This window comes from Aliidiomarina minuta (assembly GCF_003987145.1).
GTDB lineage: Bacteria > Pseudomonadota > Gammaproteobacteria > Enterobacterales > Alteromonadaceae > Aliidiomarina > Aliidiomarina minuta.
Genome location: NZ_PIPL01000002.1, coordinates 265,986 through 291,119 on the forward strand (window position 1 = coordinate 265,986; position 25,134 = coordinate 291,119).

Genomic DNA, 25,134 nt, shown 5'->3' on the forward strand with positions numbered 1-25,134 from the left:
GCACTACTATGAGCTGGTTAAAAAAATATCTGGATAAAATATCGACACGTATTATCGCTGGTTTTATTGGTGTTGCTTTATTGGTAGCTGTTACCGGAGGGGTAGGGCTGACCTTTATTAATGACTTTGAGCGTACCTTGCGCCATGTCAGTGAAACCACGACTCCTACCGTTACTACTGCGGCAGAATTGAAGAATTCGATGTTCGAAGCCAATGCTTTGGTGGGACGGGCTTTAACTACTGTTTCTATTAATGACCTCACTTTATTGGCTGAGGATTTTGAAATTGCCAGTGAAGTTTTTGCTGCCAGCTATCGTCGCTTACAGGAGCTGGTTGATGACCGGTCGCTGGAAGAAGTTTTGCTTGAAACCGAGGCTGCCCGGATAGCTTTTGAGCAGGAAGCCGAAACAGTTTTTGATTACCAGCGTCAAACCATCGCGAATGGGGTTGAAGTCAGACGGCGACTGAATGATTTTGATCGTATAGCTGCTTTTTTGACGGGTGAACTGGGCGATGTGTCTTTTCATGCGGAACAAATGCTGGAAGACATTGAGCTGACGACCTCCGCTGTTAACTTGCAAAGCCTGGTTATGGAAATTCAGTATCTGACCCGGGATTTACTGAATCAGGACTCACCAGCCACAGTGATCCCATTACGGGAAGAAATAGAGCAGGTGTTTGAGATCTTCGACTACCCGCTGGAGCGACTGGCAGCGAGCGATGATACTGTTGTAAGTAACAGTGTTGAAGAAGTCTCGAACCTTCTGCGAGATTGGCAGCAGGCTGCTCTGGGACAGGGACAGTTAGTGGATACCTATATTCAGCAACTTGATATTCAAAGTACAGTGCAAAGCTCAATGGACAGTATGGCCGATGAAATCATGACGGTGACTTTTGCCCTCGATGAAGTGGAAAGTGCGGCGCAGTCTCTTAATGACGAGGCGTCGCAGGGCGCACAGGACTCGGTCAATCAGGCGTTCTGGATTATTGCTGTAGTAGTAGTGGCTGGTTTTGTATTGGCTATTCTGATGGGCTTATGGGTGACCCGAACCGTGACCCTGCCCCTGGGTGGAGAGCCGTCACAAATGCGCAATATTGCAGAGCAGATAGCTGCTGGCGATCTGCGGGTGGATAGTCAGGGAGGCGAAGTTGGCGTGTTATCAGCCATGCTGAGTATGGCTGATAAACTGCGCGATTTACTGGCGGATATTACTTCGGCCAGCGAAAAACTGAACACTGCAGCTAACAACACTAACCGCGTTGCTGAAGACGCCAATGAGACAATACAGCAACAGGAACAAGCGATTGAACAGACCGTAACTGCAATTACTCAGGTGGTCGAAACGGTCCAGGGTATTGCAGATTATGCGGCTTCAGCGCTTGAAACCACTGGTAAGGTACAAACCCGAACGGAAGAAGCGGACAAGGCCTTTAAGCAAACCGCAGAAGCAATTCAGCAAGTGGCGGAAGAAGTCGAGCGCGCGGCCACTGTGGTACAAAGTGTGGAAAGTAAAAGTAACGAGATCGGAACCGTGCTCGAGGTTATTGAAAATATAGCGGAGCAGACCAATTTGCTGGCGCTGAATGCTGCGATTGAAGCGGCGCGTGCGGGTGAGCAGGGGCGTGGTTTTGCGGTAGTTGCTGATGAGGTACGATCGTTGGCGCGCAAAACCCAGGACTCGACGTTAAACATTCAGAATATTATTGAGAATCTGCAAAAAGAAACTCGCGGTGCAGTTACTGTCATGAATAGCAGTCAGAAACAGGTATTGGCTACTTTGGATAAATCTTCGCAGGCTTCATCAGCGTTGAATGTAATCCGCGAGTCTATGCAGGAGCTTACCGGTATAAATGATCAGGTGGCGACGGCGTCGGAAGAGCTGGCGAGTGTGACTCATGAAATTAAGAGCAATATTGATGAAATAAGCGGTATGTCGTCGCGGTCAGCGGAAGGTTCAGTTGAAATGACTCAGGCCAGTGGCGAACTGACCCGGGTGGCTGACAGCTTACGTTCATTGGCGGCACGTTTTACTGTGTAATTGTTTACTGTGTAATTGATGACGCCGCGGCGACTGATTAAGCCGCGGCGACGTCAGCAATCAGCTGGCGGAACCAGCGATGGCCATCGTCGTGCTGTAGCAGCGGGCTCCAGATCATTTTTAGCTCTATAGGGGGAATAGTAAAAGGAGGTGTGCGCAGCACCAGATCCGGACTGTCCTGATACAGGTTCGCAGCACGGCGTGGCAGCGTTGCAACAAGACCTTCTTTGGCCAGATACATGGCGACATGGTAGTTGCGGGTGAATACTTTAATGCGCCGTTGATGACCCAATCTATTTAAAGCCTCATCTACCCAGCCAAGCTTTTGCACGTCATTTGGATCCATGCCAATGCCCACGCCAAAACCTGTTTTGCTCACCCAGCTGTGACCTGCTTTGAGGTATTCTTCCAGCGTGTAATTATCAATCAGCGGATGCTCTTTATGCAGTAAACACGCAAAATCGTCTTTCCAGAGCAGTTTTTGATGAAAAGACTGGGGCAGCTCGTCAAAACGATTAATAGCAATATCCACTTTACCGTTTTCCACATCGTGAAAGCTGACGTCACTGGGTGTCATCAAATCTATAGTGACATTCGGTGCCTGTTCGCGTAACGCGCCAAGCAGGGGCGACATCAGCGTAGAGGCGGCATAGTCGGACACCATAATGCGGAAAACCCGGTCGCTATCCGCAGCAATAAAGGTGCGCGAGGGCTGAATAACCTCTTCAACGGAGTACAGAATATGGCGTACCTGTGCCTGCATCTCCAGTGCCCGTTCGGTTGGCATCATGCCTTCGCTGGTGCGTACCAGGATAGGGTCATTCAGTAGCGTACGCAGGCGCTTCAGGCCATTGCTCATAGCCGGTTGGGTAATGTTGAGCTGTTCTGCTGCGCGGGTTACATTACGTTCCCGTAACAGGGCATCAAGGTAAACCAGCAGGTTGAGATCGATATTGCGAAATTGATTCATCGGGTGAATTATCTTTCGTTTATTAAATAAGTATGGTGAATTATAGGGTGCCTGAAATAAGGATAAAAGACAAAGACTATGGTCACGCAGACGAATTCAGCTCAACGCATTGCCACCCTGATTCTGAAAGGGTTTCAGCATCATTACCGATTGTTTCAGGAGATTACCGATAAGGCTGGCGAGCGGTTTCAGAACAGAGACTGGCAAGCGGTGCAGGCAGCGGCGCGTGAACGCATCTCCTTTTATGATGTAAGAGTCAGGGAAACGACCGCCACGCTGCAAAAACATTTACTGGACGAACATCTGGATGAACCGTTGTGGGCGCAGGTGAAAATTGAGTATACCGACCTGCTGGCCTTTCATCCTCAGGCGGAGCTGGCTGAGACCTTTTATAACTCGGTATTTTGTAAGTGCTTTCACCGGCGCTACTTTCATAATGGTTTTATTTTTGTAGAAACCACTATTGATGATCGTATTCCGGTACCTGTGGCAGCAGAATACAGGTCGTATTTTCCGGTAGAAGAGGGTATTCGTTCGACTTTGCAACGTATTATCCGGGATGCGGGTTTTAGTGCGCAGTTCGCGGATCTTGAGCTTAATATTGAGCAACTGGTGCAGGCCTTTAGTCAGCAGACAGCACAGCAGTCTCTGGCGGCGCATCAGTTACGTCTGGATGTATTACGCAGCCCTTTTTACCGTAATAAAGCGGCTTATGTTGTGGGTCGCATTGTAACCCGTAAAGCGCATTACGCTTTTATTGTACCTGTGCTGGTCAATGCAGAAGGCCGCTTGTATCTGGATGCTCTGATCACCGACAACAATCAGCTGAGCATTATTTTCAGTTTTGCGCGGGCTTATTTTATGGTTCAAACCCATGCACCTTCAGCGTTAGTGCGTTTTTTGCAAAGCCTGATGCCGCATAAAACCCTGGCTGAACTCTATTCAGCTATAGGCTTGCACAAGCAGGGTAAAACCGAATTTTATCGTGAGTTATTGCATCATCTGGAACGCAGTGATGATCAGCTAATTGCGGCGCCGGGCATTCGGGGGCTGGTGATGATGGTATTTACGTTGCCCTCTTTTCCTTATGTTTTTAAAGTTATTCGCGATAAATTTGGCAGCAGTAAAGACTTTGGCCGGGAGACGGTATTAAAACGTTACCAACTGGTAAAACGCCATGATCGGGTCGGTCGTATGGCGGACACTATAGAGTATTCGAATGTAGCCCTGCCCCGAGCTCGTTTTTCAACGGACTTACTGACTGAACTGCAAAACAGTATTGGCAGCTCTATGGAAATAGAGAATGATTTTGTGATTATTCGTCATTTGTACATTGAACGGCGTATGACACCTTTGAATATCTTTTTGGAATATGCCTCAGAAGCAGAAACGGAAGCGGTCCTGGATGACTACGGACAAGCGATTAAAGATATGTTGGCAGCGAATATTTTCCCGGGAGATATGTTGCTTAAGAACTTTGGCGTGACCCGCAGTAAGCGGGTGGTTTTTTACGATTATGATGAAGTTCAATACTTAACCGAAATGAATTTCAGAACTATACCTAAGGCTACCTCAGAGCAGGACATGCTGGCTGATGAACCCTGGTATTCGGTAGGTCCAAATGATGTGTTTCCGGAACAGATAGCAACCTTTGTTTTTCATGATCGCAGACTGAGAGAGATTTTTTTACGTAAGCACCCTGAACTTATTGAAGCGGGTTATTGGCGTGAACAGCAGCAGAGCATTGCTGCCGGGGAAATAGCTGATATCTTCCCTTACCCTTCCACAATACGCTTTAACAAACTTTGCGCAGACTAGTATAAGTCTGGCTTATGCTCTTTATTCATTCACAAACTAAATGATTGCAATATAAATCATAAATTACCATGATGAACTAATTCGCTCTAAGCTGTGTCTGTATTAACAGGCAATCAACAACTTGGGTCGGATTATGAGCAAAGCTTCACTTCAGTTTACGCAACCTTCGGATAACGCAAGCGAACAGATATTCAGCGAGCAGGCGAAAGACTTCCTGGCTGAGCTGGTACAGCAGTTTGCACCCGCTGTGGATCAGCTTCTGAGCACTCGTGAAGAAGCGCAGAAAGCATACGACAGTGGTGCCTTACCGGATTTTGATCCGGCAACGGCAGACATTCGCAACTCAGACTGGCAGGTCGCCCCTGTTCCTAAGGACTTGCAGAAACGCCGCCTGGAGATCACCGGGCCGGTGGAACGCAAAATGGTTATTAACGCCCTGAATGCAGATGTTGATGTATTTATGGCTGACTTTGAAGATGCTCAGTCGCCAACCTGGCAAGGCATGGTGCATGGGCAGCTGAACCTGCGTGATGCCAATGCCGGCACTATCAGTCTGGATGATGAGAAAAGCGGTAAGTCATACCGCTTGCAGGAGGATCCGGCTTTGCTTATCGCAAGAGTGCGCGGTCTTCATTTACCGGAAAAACATATACAGCTGGATGGCAAAGCCGTACCGGGCGCTCTGGTCGATTTTGCGATGTACTTCTTTCATAACTACAAACAGCGTCTGCAAAATGGCAGTGGTGTGTATTTCTACCTGCCTAAACTACAGCACCATAAAGAAGCGGCCTGGTGGTCAGAAGTCTTTCACTTCACCGAGCAGAAATTTGGTCTGCCGACCGGCACTATCCGCGCCACTATTCTGATTGAAACTTTACCTGCTGTGTTTCAGATGCATGAAATACTGCACAGCCTGAAAGAGCATATTGTGGCCTTAAATTGTGGCCGTTGGGACTACATTTTCAGTTACATCAAAACTTTGCGTGCCCATCCGGACCGCATTTTGCCCGACCGTCAGTCAGTGAGCATGGACAAACCTTTTCTGAATGCCTATTCACGACTACTGATTCGAACCTGCCATAAGCGCGGTGCTTTAGCTATGGGGGGCATGGCCGCTTTCATTCCAAGCAAAGATGCGTCTGAAAATAAGAAAATACTGGATAAGGTACGGGCAGATAAAGAGCAGGAATTTGGCAACGGCCACGACGGTACCTGGATAGCCCATCCTGGTTTAGCTGAGACTGTGAAAGCGGTCTATCAGAAACACCTTGGCGATAAACCTAATCAGCTGGACGTTACCCGTCAGGATGACACCGAGATCAGTGCTGAGCTGTTGTTGCAGCCTTGTCCTGGAGAGCGTACCGAACAGGGTATGCGCACTAATATCCGGGTAGCGGTGCAATATATTGCGGCCTGGATCTCCGGCCGTGGCTGCGTACCTATCTACGGTTTGATGGAAGATGCCGCCACCGCAGAGATTTCACGGACTTCAATCTGGCAATGGATTCAACACGAACAGCCACTCAGCGATGGCCGGGTTGTCACTAAGAGCCTGTTTGCAGACATGCTGGCTGAAGAAGCCCAGGTTGTGCGTACTGAAGTAGGCGAAGAACGCTGGGCCAGTGAAAACTTCGATAAAGCGGTGAAACTATTTAGCAGCATTACCACGGCTGACCAGTTAACCGAATTTCTGACCCTGCCGGGTTATGACTTATTACCTTAATTATTACCTTAATTATAAACTTGATACAGCAACAACAGGATACCATTATGAGCACTACTAAAGACTTTAAAGAAGCCGTTCAGGAATTACAGCAGGACTGGGACACCAATCCGCGCTGGAAAAATGTAGAACGCACTTATAGCGCTGAAGACGTCGTTCGTTTGCGTGGTTCAGTGAAAGTGGAACATACGCTAGCCGCACGTGGCGCTGAGAAACTATGGCGCTTAGTGAATGGCGAAGCGCAGGAAAAATTCGGTAAGAATTATGTCAACGCGCTGGGTGCTCTGACCGGTGGTCAGGCTGTTCAGCAAGTCAAAGCAGGCTTGCAGGCTATTTATTTATCAGGCTGGCAGGTTGCGGCTGATAATAATACTTCAGGTACTATGTACCCGGATCAGTCCTTGTATGCAGTGGATTCAGTACCGGAAGTGGTAAGCCGTATTAACAACTCCTTTTCCCGCGCTGACCAGATTCAGTGGGGCAAGGGCATTCATCAGGAAGACCCGACCTATATTGACTACTTCGCTCCAATAGTAGCTGATGCTGAAGCCGGTTTTGGCGGTGTGCTGAACGCCTATGAGCTGATGAAAAACATGATAAAAGCAGGTGCTTCGGGTGTGCATTTTGAAGACCAGCTGGCGTCAGTGAAAAAATGTGGCCATATGGGCGGCAAAGTACTGGTGCCGACTCAGGAAGCGGTACAAAAACTAGTAGCTGCACGTCTGGCTGCGGACGTTGCTGGCGTGCCAACTTTGTTGCTGGCGCGTACCGATGCGAACGCCGCTGACTTGCTGACCAATGATGTGGATCCGAACGATCAGGACTTCATTACCGGTGAGCGCACCGCTGAAGGTTTCTATCGGGTGAAGCCGGGCATTGAGCAGGCGATTTCCCGTGGGCTGGCTTACGCACCCTATGCTGACTTGCTGTGGTGTGAAACCGCCAAGCCGGACCTGGAAGAAGCGCGTCAGTTTGCTGAAGCTATTCACGCTAAGTATCCGGGTAAACTGCTGGCTTACAACTGTTCGCCGTCGTTTAACTGGAAGCGTAACCTGGATGACGACACTATTGCTAAGTTCCAGCGCGAGCTGGCGGCAATGGGATATCGCTTCCAGTTTATCACTTTAGCGGGTGTACATAACATGTGGTACAACATGTTCCAGCTGGCGCATGACTATGCCCGTAACGATATGTCTGCATATGTGAAATTACAGCAGGACGAGTTTGCCGCTGCGGACAAGGGCTACACTTTTGTATCGCATCAGCAAGAAGTGGGAACTGGCTACTTTGATGATTTGACCAATGTGATTCAGGGCGGGGTTTCTTCTGTAACTGCACTGACAGGTTCAACCGAAGAAGAGCAGTTCAAAAGCGCTGGTTAACCCAGCCTTAGCTTTAGCTCTCTAAAACCGCCGAGAAGGCGGTTTTTTATTATGCGTAGGGCAAGTTCCACCTGCCGTGGTAGCACTCCGCGTGCATGATGTTGGAAGGGGCTGTTGACGGTTGGTTGGCATCGCATGCATTGGCAGGTCTGGCCGGCAGGCTGAGCCTGCCCTACGCGAAATTTGGCAGCGGCGGTAGGGCAGGTTCCACCTGCCGTGGTGGCGCTCCGCGTGCATGATGTTGGAAGGGGTTGGCCGGCAGGCTGAGCCTGCCCTACGCGAAATTTGGTAGCGGCGGTAGGGCAGGTTCCACCTGCCGTGGTAGCGCTCCGCGTGCACTATGTTTGGAGGGATTGGTGACGGTTGGTAGGCATTGCATGCATTGGCAGGTCTGGCCGGCAGGCTGAGCCTGCCCTACGCGAAATTTGGCAGTGACGGTAGGGCAGGTTCCACCTGCCGCATGAGCGCTACCGGGTGGCAGAGGGGTTATACCCCTGAAGGACGCCGCAAGTACATCCCTGTAGGCTTGACTCGCGCATCCCTGCGCTCGACACCTCCAGTCGCAACGCCCTCAGCCACTCTCCGCGCTCAATCAAGCTTAATAGAACCCGCGCTCGGAACCGCACAGGATGAGCTGAGAATAAACCCTGCCCTAAGGGGCTTGGGTTACCCTGTTGCGGCCATTGTTCTTAGACTCATACAAAGCGGCATCGGCGCGCTCTGTTATTGCCTGGGCCGAGGGTGATTGCTCATCATCCGGGACCACAACCACGTATCCAGCCGACAGGCTACAGCTAAAGACTTCACTGCCGGCAATAAATTGAATAGCAGCGAATCGCTGTCGAATGTCATCTAGTATCGAATGCGCTGCATCGTGATGGCAAGCGGGCATTACTAGCATAAATTCTTCGCCGCCATAGCGACCGACATGATCGGACTGGCGTAAGCGCTGAGTAAGTAGCGTTGCTAACGAGGCTATCACGGTGTCACCTACCGCATGGCCGTAGCTGTCATTAACGCGCTTAAAGTGGTCGATATCGAGCATACAGGAGCAGAGGGTTTCTTTACTGCGATAGGCGCGCGAAAGTTCATTACTCAGGGCATCTTTGATGGAGCTGTGTTTTAGTAGTCCGGTTAGGCTGTCTTTACTTATCAAAGCCTGCAGTTGACGGGCTCTTTTAATGCGCAGTCTTACGGCTGCTATTAATGATGCTGCACTTATTGGCTTGGTCAGGAAATCATCTGCGCCTTTTTCAAGTGCGGCTGTTTGGCGAACATTATCTGCTTCAGATGACAGATATACGATCGGCATCGACGCGTAAGCATCGAACTGCCGAATCAAGGAGGCAACCTCCATGCCGCTATATTCGGGCATATATAAATCAATCAGAACCAGCTCAGGCTTGTGCTCCTGAATCGATGCGATGACCTGGGTTGGATCTGTCAGGTTAACAACTTTCATGCCCGCAGATTCGAGGTGGGCTTTATAAAGTTCTGCGAGTTCTGTGTCATCGTCTATCAGTAGCACGCGCTCTGGGTTGAAATCACTACCGAGGTGATATTCTCGAATCAGGTTAGCTAACCGGGTTGTATCAACGGGTTTTTGCAGGTAGGTAATGGCACCTGCTCTGACGGATTTGATGCGCGCTGAAAAATTATCAAATGACGACAGCATAATCAGCCCGGCCGAGGATAGTTCGATTGAACTGCGCTCCATATACTGGTAAAAATCAAGACCTTCGCCAAGGTTGACGTCAGCAATGAGAAAGTCTGGCTCACCGGAACTTAATGCAGTTTCAAGCTCAGAAAAGAGGCTGAATGTTCGCACGTCAAAGCCGAAGCTGACCATTTTCTCAGAAAGTTTGTTTAACAGGCTTTTATCGTCGTCGAACAGCCATAAGCAAGGCGCTTTTTCACTGCCGCTTTCAGCATGGAGTTGCTTTTCACTTTTAGGCTTAATAGGCGACGGGCTGGTATCAGATTCGGGTTCAATGCTCTCAACATGTTTTGTAAGTTCGCTGAGTAACTCTTGCAAGCGCAGCATACGCTCAGGCGTCATTTTTGCTGGATCTTCACCTATTTCATTTAAGGTATGCTCAGCGGCTCTGCTGAGAGTTGTAATTTGGGGTAAACCAAAGCTGCCGCCGGACCCTGCAAGTTTGTGCAGATAACGATTCAGGCTAGCAAGTTGTGCCACATCCGCAGCGCTTTCGGCTTTAGCCAGCTCTACCGGTAAACTTACTTTAAGTTGCTCAATGTAGCTGCGCTGCATGGCGGCTAGCTTGTTTTTAGTTGACTCAGTCATGCTGGGCTTGCCTCCAGCAATTCATGACATCATCGGCGAGCGTCATCGGGTCAAAGGGCTTTGTGATGACATCACTCGCTCCCATGCTCATCAATCGGGTAATTTCCTGAGACGAGGCTTTTGCAGTAATAAATACGACCGGAGGAAGTTCGTCGCCCAATGACTGTTGCAAAGCAACTAACGCCGAGGGACCATCCATCTGAGGCATCATGACATCGAGTAGAATAAGATCAGGTTGTACCGAAGGAACCTGTTCTAAGGCCTCAGCGCCGTTATTGCAAAGGTGAACCTTAAAGCCGCCAATATCAGAAAGCGCCATTGAGGCGATCATTTGAATATCCTGGTCGTCTTCTGCGTATAAAATAGTTAGCGAAGTCTTCAAAATTCGTTCCTCTTTGGTTGCTTAAGTGCCTGATAAAGAGTTTCCTGTAGGTCGATACTCGGCAGATCTGTCTTTAAAAGTGCATTGTGAATTTCAAAAGCGGTGGTGTGGCTCAGATCCTGGCCAGATAAAATTATAATGGCTGCATCAGGATTACTGGCTTTGATATCAGGAATAAGTCTGGTTCCACTACCGTCCGGTAAACCAACGTCGAGCAAGACTGCATCAAATTTGGACTCGCGGATAAACTTGCGCGCAAGTTTGCAGGTTGCAGCGTGAGTCACTTTGAAATTATTTCCCAATATTGAGCTCACCACTTGACTAAGATCATTGTCGTCCTCGACGTGAAGCACATGAAAAGCTTCCTTTTTACCAGCAATGCGATTAATAACTTTGGTCAGCATGCTTTCCGATACCGGCTTGAGTAACCAGTCGAGCCTTGCGCTGCGATAGTTTTCAGGAGCACTGCCACTCATTTCCTGCCCGGAAATTATAATCACTTTACTCTCAGCATTAAGGTCGCTGGCGCGTATTTCGTGCAGGAAGTCGAGGCCTTTGCCGTCGGGCAGATTTAAATCCAGGCTAATAAGTTCAAATGCCTGGGTATGTATGCTTTCTCTGGCAACACTGACGGTTGTCGCTGTCTGCACATGAAAGCCATGGCCAATGTAAATCTCAGCCAGCACTTCACAGGTGTCAGGGTCGTCCTCTATTACGAGTGCATTGCGTAAGCTGTCGGCTGTAATAATAGGTTTACTGACGATATGGAGTTCGTCTTCGTGCTGCACAGTGAGCGGTAAGTCAAAATAAAAACAACTTCCTTTGCCTGGGGTAGAGACAAAGTCAATTTGCCCTCCCATGGCTTCGATAAGTTCTTTAGTGATGGCTAAGCCCAAGCCTGTGCCGTTGGTGGCACGGGTGTCAGATGCGCGTGCCTGCTGGAAACGTTTAAATATTTTGTCTTTGAAATCGTCTGGAATGCCCAGGCCATGGTCCGTGACCATGACACGGACAAAACCCGGCAGGCCGACCACATTGATATCTATGGAGCTATCAGCCGCGGAAAACTTGAGTGCATTAGATAACAGGTTGTTCATGATTTGATGAAAGCGCTCTTCATCGACCTTGACATATGTTTTATCGACTTCAAGGTCACTGGTTTTCAATTGAATCTGAATGTTTTTCTGTGTGGCGTACGTGCTACTATCGTCAATGGCACTTTGCACCAATGGAACCAATGCATGGGAATCCAGCTCAAAGCGCATGTTTCCGGAAGCTAGCTTTTCGAAGTCAAGTAAGTCATTAATGAGGGTCACCAATCGCTTACTATTGTTATTTGCAATGGTTAACATAGATTGAGCTTTGGGGCTGATTTCACCAAGTCGGCCCGATAATAGTAGTGAAAGCGCACCAGCAACAGAGGTGAGCGGGGTGCGTAATTCATGGCTGACGGTTGAAATAAACTGACTTTTCATTTCCTCCAGTTCCTTACGCTCACTGATATCTTCAATGATAGACCAGATGAGTTTTTGCCCTTCAAGGTCTTCTATTACCACACCATTGAGTAACACAGGATAGCGAGTGCCGTCTTTTCTAATATACTCTTTTTCAAAAGGTCCGTAGCGCCCTTTACTGAGCATTGACTCAAGCATTTCCTGCTCTTTGTCATAATATTCAGACGGTGTCAGGTCAAAGTAGCTTAGTTCCCTAAACTGCTCTTCAGTATAACCACTTGGTTCTACTAATTTAGCGTTGCCGTCCAGGAACTTTCCTGTTTTAAAGTCATTTAAAGCAATACCCACCGGGGACAAATCGAACAACGCACGCAAGCGCGACTGCTGAACCGTTGATTCTTTCTCAGCCGCTAATTCATCAGTAACATCCAGAGCTATCCCTAAATACCCGCTGACATTGCCGGCTTGATCATGGGTTTTTGATAATTTCAGTAGCACTTTTATTTTAGAGCCGTCTTTACGCACATAAGTCCAGTGCCGATGACTGAGCTCAGCTGAGTCAACTGCATACTGGAAGAACTCAAACGAAGGGCCATTTGTAATGGGTAATTGCAGGTTTTCTGCAACAGACGTTAATTCAGCGACGTCGTGAAATAACAAGGGTGTTTCTTTCGTTAACACCTCTGACTCGCTATAACCAAGCATATTCTGTGCACCGCGGTTAAAAATACGAATAGTGCCGTCAGAGGCGGTGGCAATTATTGCCACATCAACGGCGGCCTCCATTACCGCGCTCAGGGTTGAGGCCAGTGCTGCGGACTGCTCAGCAACTTTTTGCTGGCGATGCACCGCCTGCAGCTTGCTAATAAGGCTTGCAATGTCGTGGGCAAAAATTACTTCAATCGGACTCCAGCTGCGTCGTTGGGTGCGCGACTCTATACACAGACAACCCTCAAAGCCCGATTCATCTCTGATCAGCACGTCCAGCAAAGACAAAACTTGTTGCGGTGCTAGATAATCCTTGACCAATGAATCAAGCACCGCATGTTGGGTAACATCTGCGGCGACCACTTCACTGTTTGCCTTTAAATATTGCCAGTATTCTGGTTGGTCTTGCATAGCCAGCGTTACACCACTGGAATAGGTGTCACTGAGCCGCTCGTACTGGCCGTTGCATTCTATTGTATCCTCGTCTTGTTTTAACCAGATACTGGCTGTTTCGGTATCGAGCGCTTCACAGCAGGTTTTAACAATAAGCTTGAATTGCTCGTTCAGAGGGAAGTTGTTCATCTGTACCTGAATAGCAAGATCAGCTTTTGCCTGATTAAGGGAGGCCTGATACGCAGCCTCGGTGCGTAAAGTTTGTAGCTCTGTAAGTTGCAGTTTCAGGGCGTCGGCAGCCACTAAACTTTCTACTGAGTGAGCAAGGTCGGTCAAAAAATCCAGTTGTGGCTGGTCAAGATCCCGCGGCTTGGTGTCAATAACGCATAAAGTACCTAAGACATGCCCTTCCGGGGAGTGGATCGGAACCCCAGCGTAAAAGCGAATATGAGGCTCACCAGTGACCAGAGGATTATTGATGAAATCTGGATGTTCAGATGCGTTGTTAACAATCAGTGGCTCACCTGAGTCGACAGGGTACTTGCAAAAGGCGTATTCTCTAGGGGTTTCACATACATCAAGCCCCTGTTTAGATTTAAACCATTGCCGGTAATCATCAACCAGGCTAATCAATGCGATAGGGACGTCAAAGACTTGTTGTGCTAAGCGGGTGATTCTGTCGAAGCGCTGCTCCGCAGATGAATCTAAAAGCTCAGAGTCCCATAAGGCTTGCAGCCGTTGTTGTTCTTTGTCAGAAGTTATCATTGAACTCACCTTCTTATTCGTATCTACGGTTTTTTACTGTGCCAGTCTTTATTCGGCCAGCTTATAGTCACTCGGGTACCCTTGGCTGAGTCACTTTCTATAAGTAATTGGCCATCAAGCAATGCGATAACCTCTTTGCATAATGCTAACCCCAATCCAGTGCCACCTTGTTGTCGGGTATCACTGCTATCATGCTGACTAAAATGCTCAGCGTCTGAAGAAATAAATTGTTTGGGTATGCCTGGACCGGTATCGGTAATGCTTATCGCAATTTTATCGTTAATTATTAAGCTCAATTCAACGCTGTCGTCTGCGCTACAAAACTTGGCGGCGTTATCTAATAAATGACGTAAAACTTGTTCCAGTCGTTGCGAATCAGTACGTAGTTTATAACTTTCATCTTCGGGGAGCTTGATCGAAAAATGCATACGCAATTGCTTACATTTAGACTCGTACTCTGCCGCTATATTTTGCAATAAGGAAATAAGTTCGACTGTTTGTATTTGTATTGGGAGCAGCTGATTGATGGCAAGGTTGTAATCGAGAATATCTAAAATAAGGCGGTTCAGGCGCTGTTGATGTTCATTGGCCGCATTAACCAGGATGGTACGCTTTTCAGTTGAAAGGCCGGGTTGACCCAATAAGGATAGAGAACCTTGCAATACAGTAAGCGGGGTTTTTAGCTCGTGGCTGACTGACGCCAGAAATTGAGACTTCATTTGTTGCGCGCGACGTTTTTCTGATTTGCGGGATTTTACGTTTATATAAAGCCAATAACTTGAAGTTAAGATAAATAACCAGAACCCTGCTAATGCAACACGAGCAGAATAAAGTGCAATTGGTGAGCCTGATGTAGCGGCTTCTAATTGCCAAGAAGTGTTGGGTAAAGGGACATCCTGTGACACTCGATAACGGGCAGTATCGGCTGTCTTTGTTTCATTTGAATAGAAAGTTTCACCTTCGGAATTACGAATGCGAATGCTTGCATCGTAAAGTTCAGCTTCGCGCTTAATGCTTGAAAGAATGGAGCTAGCTTCAATAATAGTGCTGACCAGGCCCCAGTAATGACCGTCGACAAAGATGGGATGCCGATATGCGAAAGCTTTGCCCCCCTGAACTAGAGTAATTGGGCCTAAAAACTGGCTTTTACCCGTTATCATAAACTGCTCTATCGCTGGCCACTGGTCTGGAATATCCTGGTAATTTATGCCAATGGCTTCTTCGTTACCCTCGAGTGGAAAAATAAACTGTAAAACATTATCCGGGGCGACACCGATGTTGCGAGTATGGCTGGTGTAGTTAAAAAGTGACTCAAGCCAGCCCGACAAAACATCGTTATTAACACTCCCTTTATGGCTTTGAATATAACTGCTGATGCCAATGGAGATATAAATAGGTTCGCTCAGCTCATTTAATATAAAGCTGTTGAGATTTGTAGCGACCTGGTGAAGTTCACTTTCGTAGCTGCTTTTCAACCAGACCTTATAGGGGAAAAGAAGGAGTTCGGTTATTAATAGGGTAAATAAGAGAATAAAGCCGAGCGGCAAAAATTTCATTATTAATTAGCATCGCTATGAGACTGTTTTTCGAGTATACAAAAACCATGCGGGTAAAGTATATATTGTTTGCAATAATTGACGAAGCAACGCGGAAGCGAGTGACTTCCAATGCTGAGTAATTGAAAGCACATTGCAACGACTGCTGTTGAACCCTGCGGAATTGGGAAAGGCAGCGTAGTGCAGGTTCGACCTGCCTTGGTAGCGGTCCGCGTGCATGATGTTGGAAGGGGTTGGCCGGCAGGCTGAGCCTGCCCTACGCGAAATTTGGCAGTGACGGTAGGGCAGGTTCCACCTGCCGTGGTAGCGGTCCGCGTGCATGATGTTGGAAGGGGCTGTTGACGGTTGGCATGCATTGGCAGGTCTGGCCGGCAGGCTGAGCCTGCCCTACGCAAGATTTGGCAGTGACGGTAGGGCAGGTTCCACCTGCCGTGGTAGCGTTTCGAGGGCACAAAAAAGAAAACCCGCCAAGAGGCGGGTTTCTCATTTAATAATGGTGCCCGGAGGCGGACCAAATCGTCGGGAACGATTTGGAGGCACGGCGCGAAGCGACGTGGACCCCGAAGGGGAGAGCCACATGGATGTGGCGAATAATCGAAGATGACGCCGGGGCACAAACAAAAAAGCCTGTCCGTATGGACAGGCTTCCTTAATATGGTGCCCGGAGGCGGAATCGAACCACCGACACGAGGATTTTCAATCCTCTGCTCTACCGACTGAGCTATCCGGGCGTGGGTGCAATTAAACGCAAATCCGGCTTTCAAGTCAACCGCTTTTTAGGCTTTTGCGTTTGATTGCTCAGGAAATGCCCGTTTTACTACTTTTCAGTACGTAAATAGGTGCTTCCCTGTAAACACTTTTCATAAAAATCAGTCCAGCGGACCCCTTCCCGGGGCGCGACATTGCCTTTTCGAATTTGCTTATCAACGGCTTTTTTGACCACTTTAGCCATGTAATCCGTGTTGTATTGCATGGTTTCCAGCACTTTAGCCGCTGAATTACCAGGAACGACTTCTTCGATATAAAAATCACCGTCTTCGTCATCATGTGAAAAAACATGCACTTCCGTCAGGCGGCCAAATAAATTGTGCATGTCGCCCATAACATCCTGATAAGCACCGGTTAGAAACATACCTATGTGATACCCCTCGTCCTTGCGTAAATCATGCATAGGTATATTAGGAGTCACCTGAGTGCCTTCGATGTAATTATTGATCTTACCGTCGCTGTCGCAGGTGATGTCCGCGATAGACACCCTGACCTTAGGTTCTTCATGTAAACGGCTTACAGGCACGATAGGAAGCACCTGACCTATGGCCCAGGTATCGGCGGCGGACTGAAATACTGAAAAGTTAGCCAGATACTGGCTGGCCAGTACATTCTGCAGGTCTTCCAGTTCCTGAATAACATAGTTATCAGTATCTAGCGCCTGGTGAATGTCACTTAGAATTCGCCAGTACATGACATCAATTTTGGCAATTTCACGTAAATCCAAAACCCCGAGTTTGAAGGCTTCATAAGCACTTTCTTTCGTACTGGCGGCATCGTTATAACGCTCTTGCGGGTGCAAGTCGTTGCCTTCACCTATCAATTCACGCATGTTGCTAACCAGTACATGCTCACTGGCATCTGGTTTGATATCGAAAGGTGTACCTGCGGCTTTTATTTCGCCGACTACATTGGTAACCACCATACTGTGGTGAGCCGTTAATGCACGACCACTTTCACTGACCAGGTTGGGGTGGGGAACTTTCTCCAGGTCACAAATCTGTTTTACGCCATAAACGACATCCGCTATGTACTCTTCAGTAGAATAATTGCGCGAGGAGTCGGTAGTAGAGCTGGTACCGTCGTAGTCGACACCCAGTCCACCACCTATGTCCAGATATTCCAGTGGAACACCTAATTGTACTAACTTGGCGTAGAGGCGAGCACCTTCGGTAACCGCTTCTTTAATTTTACGGATATCAGAAAGCTGACTGCCGATATGAAAATGCAGTAGTTTCGCCGTGTGCAGCATGTCATTTTGCTTCAGGTAATCTATCGCATTCAGGATCTCAGCAATGCTCAGACCAAATTTGGCACGCTCACCACTGGAGCTGGCCCATTTACCCTGGCTTTTCACCATCATTTTGCTGCGTAGACCGATCAGGGGCTCGATACCGAACTTCTTCGACAAGCCAATCAGCATTTCCAGCTCACTGAACTTTTCGATCACGACAATCATTTTGCGTTGCAAACGACGGCCCAACAGGCCTAATGTCAGGTAGTCTTCGTCTTTATAGCCGTTCAGTATGGTCAGCGCTTCCGGGTTTTCGTTATAGGCCATGACTGCCATTAGCTCAGGCTTAGAGCCCGCTTCAAGACCATAGTTATAGGGTTCACCGGCGTCTATGATTTCTTCTACCACTTCCCGCATCTGGTTAACTTTTACCGGATATACGCCGACATACTGGCCTTTATATTCCGCCTGCTCGATAGTATCGCGAAAGGTTTCGTTGAGAATTTCTACCTGTGAGCGCAGGATATCCAGAAAACGAATAACCGCAGGAAACTGAATGCCTTCAGAAATCATTTCCTCAATCACTTCTTTCAGATCGATAGTGACTTCCTGATCTCTGTGATTGGGGGCAACCTGAATATTGCCATTCTCACCAATTGAATAATAACCGGCACCCCAGCGATTCACGCCATAGAGTTCTTCGGCGTCGTCAATGCTCCACTCGTTCATTCCTGACGTCCTTTTTGCATTGTAATTAACAGTTCGCGTGCAATTTTGGCGGCGAACACATCTGAATTGCCGGTTGGATCTATTTTGGGCGACAACTCAACAATGTCGCATCCCACCAGGTTACGTTCACCTAACAACTTTATAAGGCTGACAAAGGAGTGAAAATCTTCTCCGCCTGGCTCTGGTGTGCCGGTGCCAGGTAAAAATGACGGGTCAAAATAATCCAGATCCAGAGTCAGGTATATTGGGCGGTCCCGGGCTATGGCCGTTACGCTCTCAAGAAAATCCTTGCGCGAGGTGCGTACCGTCTTATTTTCATGCATCCAGCGGTATTCTTCACGAGTACCAGAACGAATGCCGTATTGGATCAACTCATGATCAGGCCCGAAATGGTCCAGTACACGACGTATAATAGACGCATGTGAGAAATGATAACCCTCAAATCCGTCTCTTAAATCAGCATGCGCATCCAGGTGTAACAGAACCAGATCTGGATATTGTTGCAGGTATTTAACGATAGGGGCATAAGAAACCGAATGTTCCCCGCCCAGGGTCATGATGCGAATATCCTCGGCTGCCAGGTCGACTTTGCTAAAAATGCGGTTGAAATCATCGCAGGCATGTTGCCACTGTGCTTCTACATCGGCCTTATCGCCTAACTCAAGGTTGCCCAGGTCATAAAAGGTAAAATCCTCGAGATCATAATCCTGATAAGGCGAGTAGGCTTCAATATCCTCTGAAATTGAACGCAGTCCATCAGGTCCATGGCGGGTGCCTTTACGAAAGCAAGCTGTGCCGTCGAAACCAAAACCAACAATATGGGTGTGGCCAGGGTACAACTGACGGGCAATATCAGCGCCAAAATAAGCCCGAACCGGCTCGCTTAAACTGACGTTAAAATCGATTGGGTGCGACAAAATAATATACCTTTATTGATGACTTTAACCTGAGGTCGCAATTATGCGGATTCACGGGCATCATTTGAAGCAAAATTTATTTGCTGTAGACCAAGCTGTAAGTCAACCAGTCTTTGATCGAGCGGCTTGTCTCGCTGAAAAGTCAGATGCAAAGGAACCTGGACCACGTGACCCTGTTCAATGCCAATCATAACAGTCCTGCTACCATCGAGTATGGCATGTACTGCAGATTGTCCTAATTGCATGGATAAAATGCGATCCTGAGCATTGGGTCTTCCGCCACGCTGAATGTGACCTAGTGGCGCGGCGTGACAAGTAACACCGGTAGCCTGGCCCAGCGCCCGACTAAGCTCGTCAATACCTCCTGGCCATAGATTCTCGGAAACTACAATAATATAGCTGCTATCCGGGTAAGCTTTTCGAGCCCGCCGTATGTTATCAGCCAAATCAGCGAGCTTTGGCTGAGGTTCCAGTTCAGGCACCAGCATGGCTTCAGCGGAGCCAGCTATAGCCGCGTGCAAACCAATGAAACCAGCGTGGCGGCCCATGACTTCAATCAGAAATACCCGTGCCATGGCTTCTGCTGTTTCCCGGATACGATCAATAGCCTCCATGGCGGTATCGACAGCGGTGGCAAAACCAATGGTGGTATCTGTACCTGCTAAATCGTTGTCGATGGTACCTGGAATGCCAATAATCTGACCCTGCCAGAACCTGGCCAGATGGCTGGCGCCGCGAAAGGAACCGTCGCCACCGATAACAATCAGGGCACCGACACCATGTTGGTCGAGCACCGTTGCCGCCTGTTTAGCAATCTTGTCCTGTTTAAATTCAGGAAAACGCGAGCTCAGTAAAATGGTACCGCCGCGCTGGCTTACCAGGCGCATGTCGTTAGGTCTGAGGGGTTGATTCAGGTCTTCTACAATGCCTCGGTAACCATGACCAAAACCTATAACTTCAAGATCATTCTGATCCGCTGTCATGACAATCGCCCGAATACAGGCATTCATTCCCGGAGCATCACCACCGCTGGTGATGACAGCTATTTTTTCCATCGAAGTTCCTAGTTTGTTAATTTACTTTTTACCAGCTTAACTAAAGCAGTGCTGCTGACCAAGCTCCAATTAGCAGTTACACTTAGTTTTTACAGCCAGTTTGCGCAAAACGGGAAAAAAATGAAAAGATTCAGTTATCCAAGCTTGCTGCAGTTTGCCTATACCTGCCTTGAACATGCTGGGGCAGATAGTGATGTGGCGCAGGCCTGTGCGACTTACCTGCTGGAAGGTGACTTGCTTGGTTTTGACACGCATGGGATTAAGCGACTGTATTATAATTTAGCGCAACTACGCGATAAGCATAGTCGCGGTCACGGAGAACCCGAAATTATAAGAGACAGAGCTGCTGTAGCGACCTGGGATGCGCATTTTTTACCAGGCCCTTACATAGCCGCAAAAGCGGTTGAGGAAGCCTGCTATAAGGCCAGACATGCTGGTACTGCAACTATAGTGGTTCGCCGCTGCCAGCATGTGGCCAGTCTGGCGGCCTATTTGCGTATTGCTACCGACCAGGGTTTTGTTATTAGCCTGATGGCATCCACTCCCGCACAGCGCAGCGTGGCTCCTCACGGGGGGAAAGCTGCCGTATTTTCGCCCAATCCTTTTGCTATTGGCGTACCGACACGGGAACAACCAATGTTGCTGGACATCAGCTTTTCAATGACAGCTGCCGGGAAAATAAAGCAGGCCTATGAGCGCGGTCAACAATTACCCTGGCCTGCGATTATCAAAGCTGACGGGAAATTATCGAGTGACCCGGCCGATTACGTTGAGCAAAAGGATGCGGCTATTTTACCATTGGGAGGCGCTGATCTTGGATACAAAGGTTATGGTTTATGCCTGATGAGCGAAATATGGACTATGGCGTTAGCGAATTATGGCCGGGTGCAGGGCCGCTCTGATGGTGAGAGCAATACCTTATGTGTGCAGATTCTTGACCCAGCCGCTTTTGGTGAGAGTGAAACTTTTTATGACGTAACTGAAGAGTTGCTGGATCGAGCGCGTCGCTGTCCTCCGATTGACCCGCAAAACCCTGTGCGTATTCCAGGGCAGCGCAGTTTAGAACGGCGTGAGCAACAATTAGCCTCAGGAGTTGAACTGGATGATAGTATTCTGACGTTGTTGGCCCAGTGTGCTGAGGAGTTTAATGTACAGCTGCCTGGTCCCCTGTAGGCCAAGAATTCATGGCTGCAGGCGCTGGATGTTCCAGTTTCGCTCGCTGTCTAGTTGATAAGCAAAGCGGTCATGTAGACGTGAAGCCCGCCCTTGCCAGAACTCGATATACTCAGGTCGGATTAGGATCCCACCCCAGAATGGAGGCAGAGGTATAGTATCCATGTTGGCAAACTCTTCTTCGCGCGCCTGATACTGAGCATCTAAGGCCTGACGATCCGCCACGGGCTGGCTTTGAGCTGAAGCCCATGCAGCAATCTGGCTGCTACGGGGGCGGCTGTGAAAATATGCCTGGTTATGCTCTTCACTCAGGTACTCAGCTTTACCTTCAATAGTGATCTGGCGCTCCAGGGGCAACCATGCAAAGTGAAGGCTGCAGTTAGCATTCGTTTCTATTTGTTGCGCTTTTTTACTGTTCAGGTTGGTATAAAAAACAAAACCTTGCTCATCAAAAGCTTTCAGTAACACAACGCGCTGGCTGACTTTACCCTGAACATCAGCGGTAGCTACCACCATAGCCGTGGGATCGGCGCTGAGCTCAGCTAGCTTTGCCTGATTTAACCAGCTTTCAAACTGCAGAACAGGGTCATCAGAAAGTTGTTTTCGTTGTAATTTCTGCAGCTGATATTCACGTCGTATATCATCAATTTTCATGTTGCTTATCCGGCTGATTGAGTATGCTGCTGGGCATGTTCAAATGCTATCGCAGTATTATTCATAAAAAGCTCAAGTAGCTTTTGATCACTATCACTTAATTGCTTAATACCTTCAATATACAATAGGTAGTAATTGCCGGCTGAGGTGCTGTATAAACCATAGTAGACATGTCGACGAAGTATAAAACAGACGGATTGTTTTCGTTGAGTGAGTTCCTTGATTACGCTGCTATGGATTTGTTGCTGTAATAGTTGACCTATATTTTGCTGATAGTGACCAGTAGCAGCGATAATTTCGTAAGCTGAATCAGCTTCCCGCTCGGCGGTTAGACTGTCGATTTGGCAGTATGCGGCCATATCTGCATGGGTAATGAGCGCCACCAGTTGTTGCAATATGCCCTGGCTGAGTTGGCGGATAGAAGAAGCACTAAAAAGCTCAGAGGAGGCTTCAATAATACTTTCCAACGCCTGTCGGTTTGCCTCAATAGTGCGAAGTTCGCGATAAGCACGCAGGCTACAGTACATAAGAGTTACCAGCTTGCGATAAGTTAACTCTGTTTTTTCCTTGTAATCATCGATTTCATAACGGGCTATAATTTCTTCTTCGGGGGCCTGACCTGGCTGACCAGTTCTGAGTACAATCCGAATCATCCGGTTTTTCAGCGTATCCCGAATCCAGCGTGCGACGTCCAGACCCGCATGGTCGTTTTCCATGACCACATCCAGTAGTACCAGTGCAAAGTCATCTCTTTCTTGCAGCAATTGCTGAGCTTCAACTCCTGAATAGGCTGATACGAACTCCAGTGGGCGACCGTCGAGTCTGAAATCGTTTAGCGCCATACGCGTGATGACATGAATTTCTTCGTCATCATCAACAATAAGGATTGGATAGGGCAGCTGATTTTCTGCTAAAGCGTTTTCTGGATCTTCTTCAGCAAATAGAAATTCATCTGACATAACCAATCCTCAGTTCGTAGTAACACTTATTTCGGGCTATGATGTACACGCTCGCCCGCTATATATGTCGATAGCACTTTTATGCGCCAAAGGTCTTTGCTCTCCAGTTTCATAGGATCTTTATCCAGCACAATAAAGTCAGCCCATTTGCCTTCCTCCAAAGTACCAATACTGTCATCCATGAAAGCAGCGTAAGCGGCGTCCAGTGTGAAGCTGCGCAACGCTTCAGCGAATGTCATAGCTTGATCAGGATACCAGCCTTCTACAGGATCATTATTTCTGTCCTGGCGAGTAACAGCAGCGTGTAAACCATAAAATGGATTGGTAAGTTCTACCGGGAAGTCTGAGCCAGCTGCAATTATCGAGCCCTGGTCAAGAAAGCTACGCCAGGCGTAGGCACCGGCGATGCGTTCATTGCCGACACGATCTTCTGCCATGTTCATATCGCTGGTTGCGTGAGTAGGCTGCATCGATGGAATTATTCCGAGTGTTTTAAAACGCGGAATATCTTTTACCTGCACAATCTGTGCGTGCTCAATACGGTGACGGAATGCGCTCAAATCGGTTAGCTCGTCATCGTTGGCAGTTATTTTTTCAAATTCGTCCAGTGCCAGGCGGTTAGGATAGTCGCCGATAGCGTGATAACTGATTTGAAAACCAGCCTCATGAACTTCGCGAAACAGCTTTGCAACCTGTTCTTCGGGGGTTATCAGTAATCCCAGGTTCTCTTCATCATCAGTGTAGGGTTCTATTAGCCGGGCTCCTCGACTACCTAAAGCGCCATCACCATACAACTTAACATTGCCGATGCGCAGTATATCATCCTCGCTGCGATAAACACCTTCAGCAAGTAGCTCAGTCAGAGCCGGATCGGAACCTGAGATCATCGCGTTTACGCGTAGATTAAGAGTGCCCTCAGCATGCATTTGACGGAAGTTTTCCAGCCCTTTAGCGCTTACACCTGCATCCAGCACATGAGTGATACCAAGTTGCAGAATATGGTCCTGTGCCAGCTTAACGGCTTCTGCCCGCTGTTCGTCAGTGATGGCAGGCATGATGTCCTGAACCAGTTGCATTGCGGCGTCGATTAAAATGCCAGTCGGTTCGCCATCGGCGTCGCGAATAATCTGGCCACCGTCTGGATCCTCGGTGTCTGCCGTAATGCCAGCCAGTTGCAGAGCTTTACTATTTGCCCAGCCCGCGTGTGCGTCAACACGAGTCAACCATACCGGGCGATCAGAAATAACATCATCCAAATCCTGACGGTTCGGATATTCGCGGGTTGGCCAGATTTCTTGATTCCAGCCGCGACCAATAACCCACTCCAGTTCATGGTGTGAATCGGCATAGTTGGCTACTTTAGCTACCGTCGCTGTGCGATTGTTAATACCACGTAAATCAACCTGCATCAGGTTTTCACCCAGCGTTTGGATGTGACCATGGGAGTCAATTAAACCGGGTAGCAGGGTACGGCCATACAAATTATGTAAGGTTGCCTCGGGATAGTCCTGCTTCAGATCTTTATCGCCTTTAGCGACTACTTTTCCATCTTCTACTACCAACACGGAAAAACTGGAAAACTGCGCTTCGGCCCCTGGTTTCCCGCTAAAAGTGTAACCCGTAAAATTATGGTAAAGGTCAGCAGCCATCGCGCTGGAACTTAATAAAAGTCCCAATAAGGCGCCTGTGTAGGTTATTAAATGCCAGTTCTTCATGCTCAAAGTCTTAGTTCTCGTGATTGATTGCATCGACTATATCCTGTTTTGTCCAAATTTGCAGGTACCCGGGTGGGCTCCAAAGCATACTAACCACTACTGAGGTTGCCTGAAAATGTCATTGTTCTGCCATTTTACCGTTCTTTACATTCAAATGTATAATTTAATGTCTGCTCTATTTATTGTTTGTCAGCGCAGCTTTTTTTTTGCTCATAAGAGATGAAAGGCTTAGTTGTGCGGCTTTGTGAGGAGTTAAATCAGGACAGTGACACTGTCACTAATAGTACGAATAGAAGTAAAGTGAATCGCATGATCCCTAACATTGGTATAATATATTTGTTAAACTAATAATGAATATCGTATAGCAGGCACTATGCGGAAAGTTAAGGATCGTGTCAATGACGCGGTAAACACTACAATAATAACAACAGACTG

General features: G+C 48.1%; 16 protein-coding genes and 1 tRNA gene. 5 read left to right on the top strand and 12 right to left on the bottom strand.

What is annotated here, in order from left to right; genetic code table 11:
- Window positions 1–8 precede the first annotated feature (8 nt).
- Window positions 9–2,039 carry a methyl-accepting chemotaxis protein gene (locus CWE09_RS11520; protein WP_126804187.1) on the top strand — a complete coding sequence of 677 codons (2,031 nt, stop codon included), beginning with the start codon at window positions 9–11 and terminating at the stop codon, window positions 2,037–2,039.
- 37 nt (window positions 2,040–2,076) lie between these two features.
- Here the strand turns inward: CWE09_RS11520 and CWE09_RS11525 are convergent, their stop codons facing one another.
- Window positions 2,077–3,009 carry a LysR family transcriptional regulator gene (locus CWE09_RS11525; RefSeq protein ID WP_126804188.1) on the bottom strand — a complete coding sequence of 311 codons (933 nt, stop codon included), beginning with the start codon at window positions 3,007–3,009 and terminating at the stop codon, window positions 2,077–2,079.
- A gap of 78 nt (window positions 3,010–3,087) precedes the next feature.
- Between CWE09_RS11525 and aceK the strand changes: the two genes are divergently transcribed.
- From aceK to aceA, 3 genes are all read left to right on the top strand, one after another.
- A complete protein-coding gene (gene aceK / locus CWE09_RS11530; RefSeq protein WP_126804189.1) occupies window positions 3,088–4,827 on the top strand; it encodes a bifunctional isocitrate dehydrogenase kinase/phosphatase in 1,740 nt (579 codons plus the stop codon).
- A 133-nt stretch (window positions 4,828–4,960) separates the two neighbouring features.
- On the top strand, window positions 4,961–6,550 hold the full coding sequence (gene aceB, locus CWE09_RS11535; RefSeq protein WP_126804190.1) for a malate synthase A: 1,590 nt from the start codon (window positions 4,961–4,963) through the stop codon (window positions 6,548–6,550).
- A gap of 47 nt (window positions 6,551–6,597) precedes the next feature.
- On the top strand, window positions 6,598–7,932 hold the full coding sequence (aceA, locus tag CWE09_RS11540) for an isocitrate lyase (RefSeq protein WP_126804191.1): 1,335 nt from the start codon (window positions 6,598–6,600) through the stop codon (window positions 7,930–7,932).
- A 652-nt stretch (window positions 7,933–8,584) separates the two neighbouring features.
- Here the strand turns inward: aceA and CWE09_RS11545 are convergent.
- From CWE09_RS11545 to CWE09_RS11580, 8 genes are all read right to left on the bottom strand, one after another.
- Window positions 8,585–10,237, bottom strand: coding sequence for a diguanylate cyclase (locus CWE09_RS11545; RefSeq protein WP_126804192.1), 1,653 nt, complete (start codon window positions 10,235–10,237; stop codon window positions 8,585–8,587).
- Window positions 10,230–10,619, bottom strand: coding sequence for a response regulator (locus tag CWE09_RS11550; protein ID WP_126804193.1), 390 nt, complete (start codon window positions 10,617–10,619; stop codon window positions 10,230–10,232). The genes CWE09_RS11545 and CWE09_RS11550 overlap by 8 nt, the downstream gene beginning before the upstream one ends.
- The gene (locus CWE09_RS11555) at window positions 10,616–13,939 is read right to left on the bottom strand and encodes a PAS domain S-box protein (RefSeq protein ID WP_126804194.1); all 3,324 of its coding nucleotides are present in this window, start codon (window positions 13,937–13,939) and stop codon (window positions 10,616–10,618) included. The genes CWE09_RS11550 and CWE09_RS11555 overlap by 4 nt, the downstream gene beginning before the upstream one ends.
- A 23-nt stretch (window positions 13,940–13,962) precedes the next feature.
- Window positions 13,963–15,414 (bottom strand): sensor histidine kinase, encoded by a 1,452-nt coding sequence (locus tag CWE09_RS11560; protein ID WP_198679776.1) that lies wholly within the window; start codon window positions 15,412–15,414, stop codon window positions 13,963–13,965.
- A 736-nt stretch (window positions 15,415–16,150) separates the two neighbouring features.
- Window positions 16,151–16,226, bottom strand: a tRNA-Phe gene (locus CWE09_RS11565).
- Window positions 16,227–16,312: 86 nt separating this feature from the next.
- Window positions 16,313–18,226: a biosynthetic arginine decarboxylase gene (gene speA / locus CWE09_RS11570; protein ID WP_126804196.1), complete on the bottom strand. Its 1,914-nt coding sequence runs from the start codon at window positions 18,224–18,226 to the stop codon at window positions 16,313–16,315.
- Window positions 18,223–19,143: an agmatinase gene (gene speB, locus CWE09_RS11575; protein ID WP_241974365.1), complete on the bottom strand. Its 921-nt coding sequence runs from the start codon at window positions 19,141–19,143 to the stop codon at window positions 18,223–18,225. Before speB ends, speA begins: the two co-directional genes overlap by 4 nt.
- A gap of 41 nt (window positions 19,144–19,184) precedes the next feature.
- Window positions 19,185–20,198, bottom strand: a complete 1,014-nt coding sequence (locus CWE09_RS11580; protein WP_126804197.1) for an ATP-dependent 6-phosphofructokinase — start codon at window positions 20,196–20,198, stop codon at window positions 19,185–19,187.
- Window positions 20,199–20,318: 120 nt separating this feature from the next.
- Between CWE09_RS11580 and CWE09_RS11585 the strand changes: the two genes are divergently transcribed.
- Window positions 20,319–21,371 carry an Ldh family oxidoreductase gene (locus tag CWE09_RS11585; RefSeq protein WP_126804198.1) on the top strand — a complete coding sequence of 351 codons (1,053 nt, stop codon included), beginning with the start codon at window positions 20,319–20,321 and terminating at the stop codon, window positions 21,369–21,371.
- 9 nt (window positions 21,372–21,380) lie between these two features.
- On the opposite strand, the gene pdxH is transcribed toward CWE09_RS11585, so the two are convergent.
- From pdxH to CWE09_RS11600, 3 genes are read right to left on the bottom strand one after another with little or no spacing between them, the layout of a single operon-like run.
- Entirely contained in the window at window positions 21,381–22,025 is a 645-nt protein-coding gene (gene pdxH / locus CWE09_RS11590) for a pyridoxamine 5'-phosphate oxidase (protein ID WP_126804199.1), read from the bottom strand.
- A gap of 5 nt (window positions 22,026–22,030) precedes the next feature.
- A complete protein-coding gene (locus tag CWE09_RS11595) occupies window positions 22,031–22,984 on the bottom strand; it encodes a DUF3369 domain-containing protein (protein ID WP_126804200.1) in 954 nt (317 codons plus the stop codon).
- A gap of 26 nt (window positions 22,985–23,010) precedes the next feature.
- The gene (locus tag CWE09_RS11600; protein ID WP_241974366.1) at window positions 23,011–24,732 is read right to left on the bottom strand and encodes an amidohydrolase; all 1,722 of its coding nucleotides are present in this window, start codon (window positions 24,730–24,732) and stop codon (window positions 23,011–23,013) included.
- Between the last annotated feature and the right edge of the window lie 402 nt (window positions 24,733–25,134).

Bases quoted from the DNA above. Each gene is read 5' to 3' on its own strand.
- aceA (WP_126804191.1), top strand. From the start codon at position 6,598: ATGAGCACTACTAAAGACTTTAAAGAAGCCGTTCAGGAATTACAGCAG.
- CWE09_RS11580 (WP_126804197.1), bottom strand. From the start codon at position 20,198: ATGGAAAAAATAGCTGTCATCACCAGCGGTGGTGATGCTCCGGGAATG.
- CWE09_RS11555 (WP_126804194.1), bottom strand. From the start codon at position 13,939: ATGATAACTTCTGACAAAGAACAACAACGGCTGCAAGCCTTATGGGAC.
- CWE09_RS11520 (WP_126804187.1), top strand. From the start codon at position 9: ATGAGCTGGTTAAAAAAATATCTGGATAAAATATCGACACGTATTATC.
- speA (WP_126804196.1), bottom strand. From the start codon at position 18,226: ATGAACGAGTGGAGCATTGACGACGCCGAAGAACTCTATGGCGTGAAT.
- CWE09_RS11600 (WP_241974366.1), bottom strand. From the start codon at position 24,732: ATGCAATCAATCACGAGAACTAAGACTTTGAGCATGAAGAACTGGCAT.
- aceB (WP_126804190.1), top strand. From the start codon at position 4,961: ATGAGCAAAGCTTCACTTCAGTTTACGCAACCTTCGGATAACGCAAGC.
- aceK (WP_126804189.1), top strand. From the start codon at position 3,088: ATGGTCACGCAGACGAATTCAGCTCAACGCATTGCCACCCTGATTCTG.
- CWE09_RS11525 (WP_126804188.1), bottom strand. From the start codon at position 3,009: ATGAATCAATTTCGCAATATCGATCTCAACCTGCTGGTTTACCTTGAT.
- CWE09_RS11545 (WP_126804192.1), bottom strand. From the start codon at position 10,237: ATGACTGAGTCAACTAAAAACAAGCTAGCCGCCATGCAGCGCAGCTAC.
- pdxH (WP_126804199.1), bottom strand. From the start codon at position 22,025: ATGAAAATTGATGATATACGACGTGAATATCAGCTGCAGAAATTACAA.
- CWE09_RS11585 (WP_126804198.1), top strand. From the start codon at position 20,319: ATGAAAAGATTCAGTTATCCAAGCTTGCTGCAGTTTGCCTATACCTGC.
- CWE09_RS11595 (WP_126804200.1), bottom strand. From the start codon at position 22,984: ATGTCAGATGAATTTCTATTTGCTGAAGAAGATCCAGAAAACGCTTTA.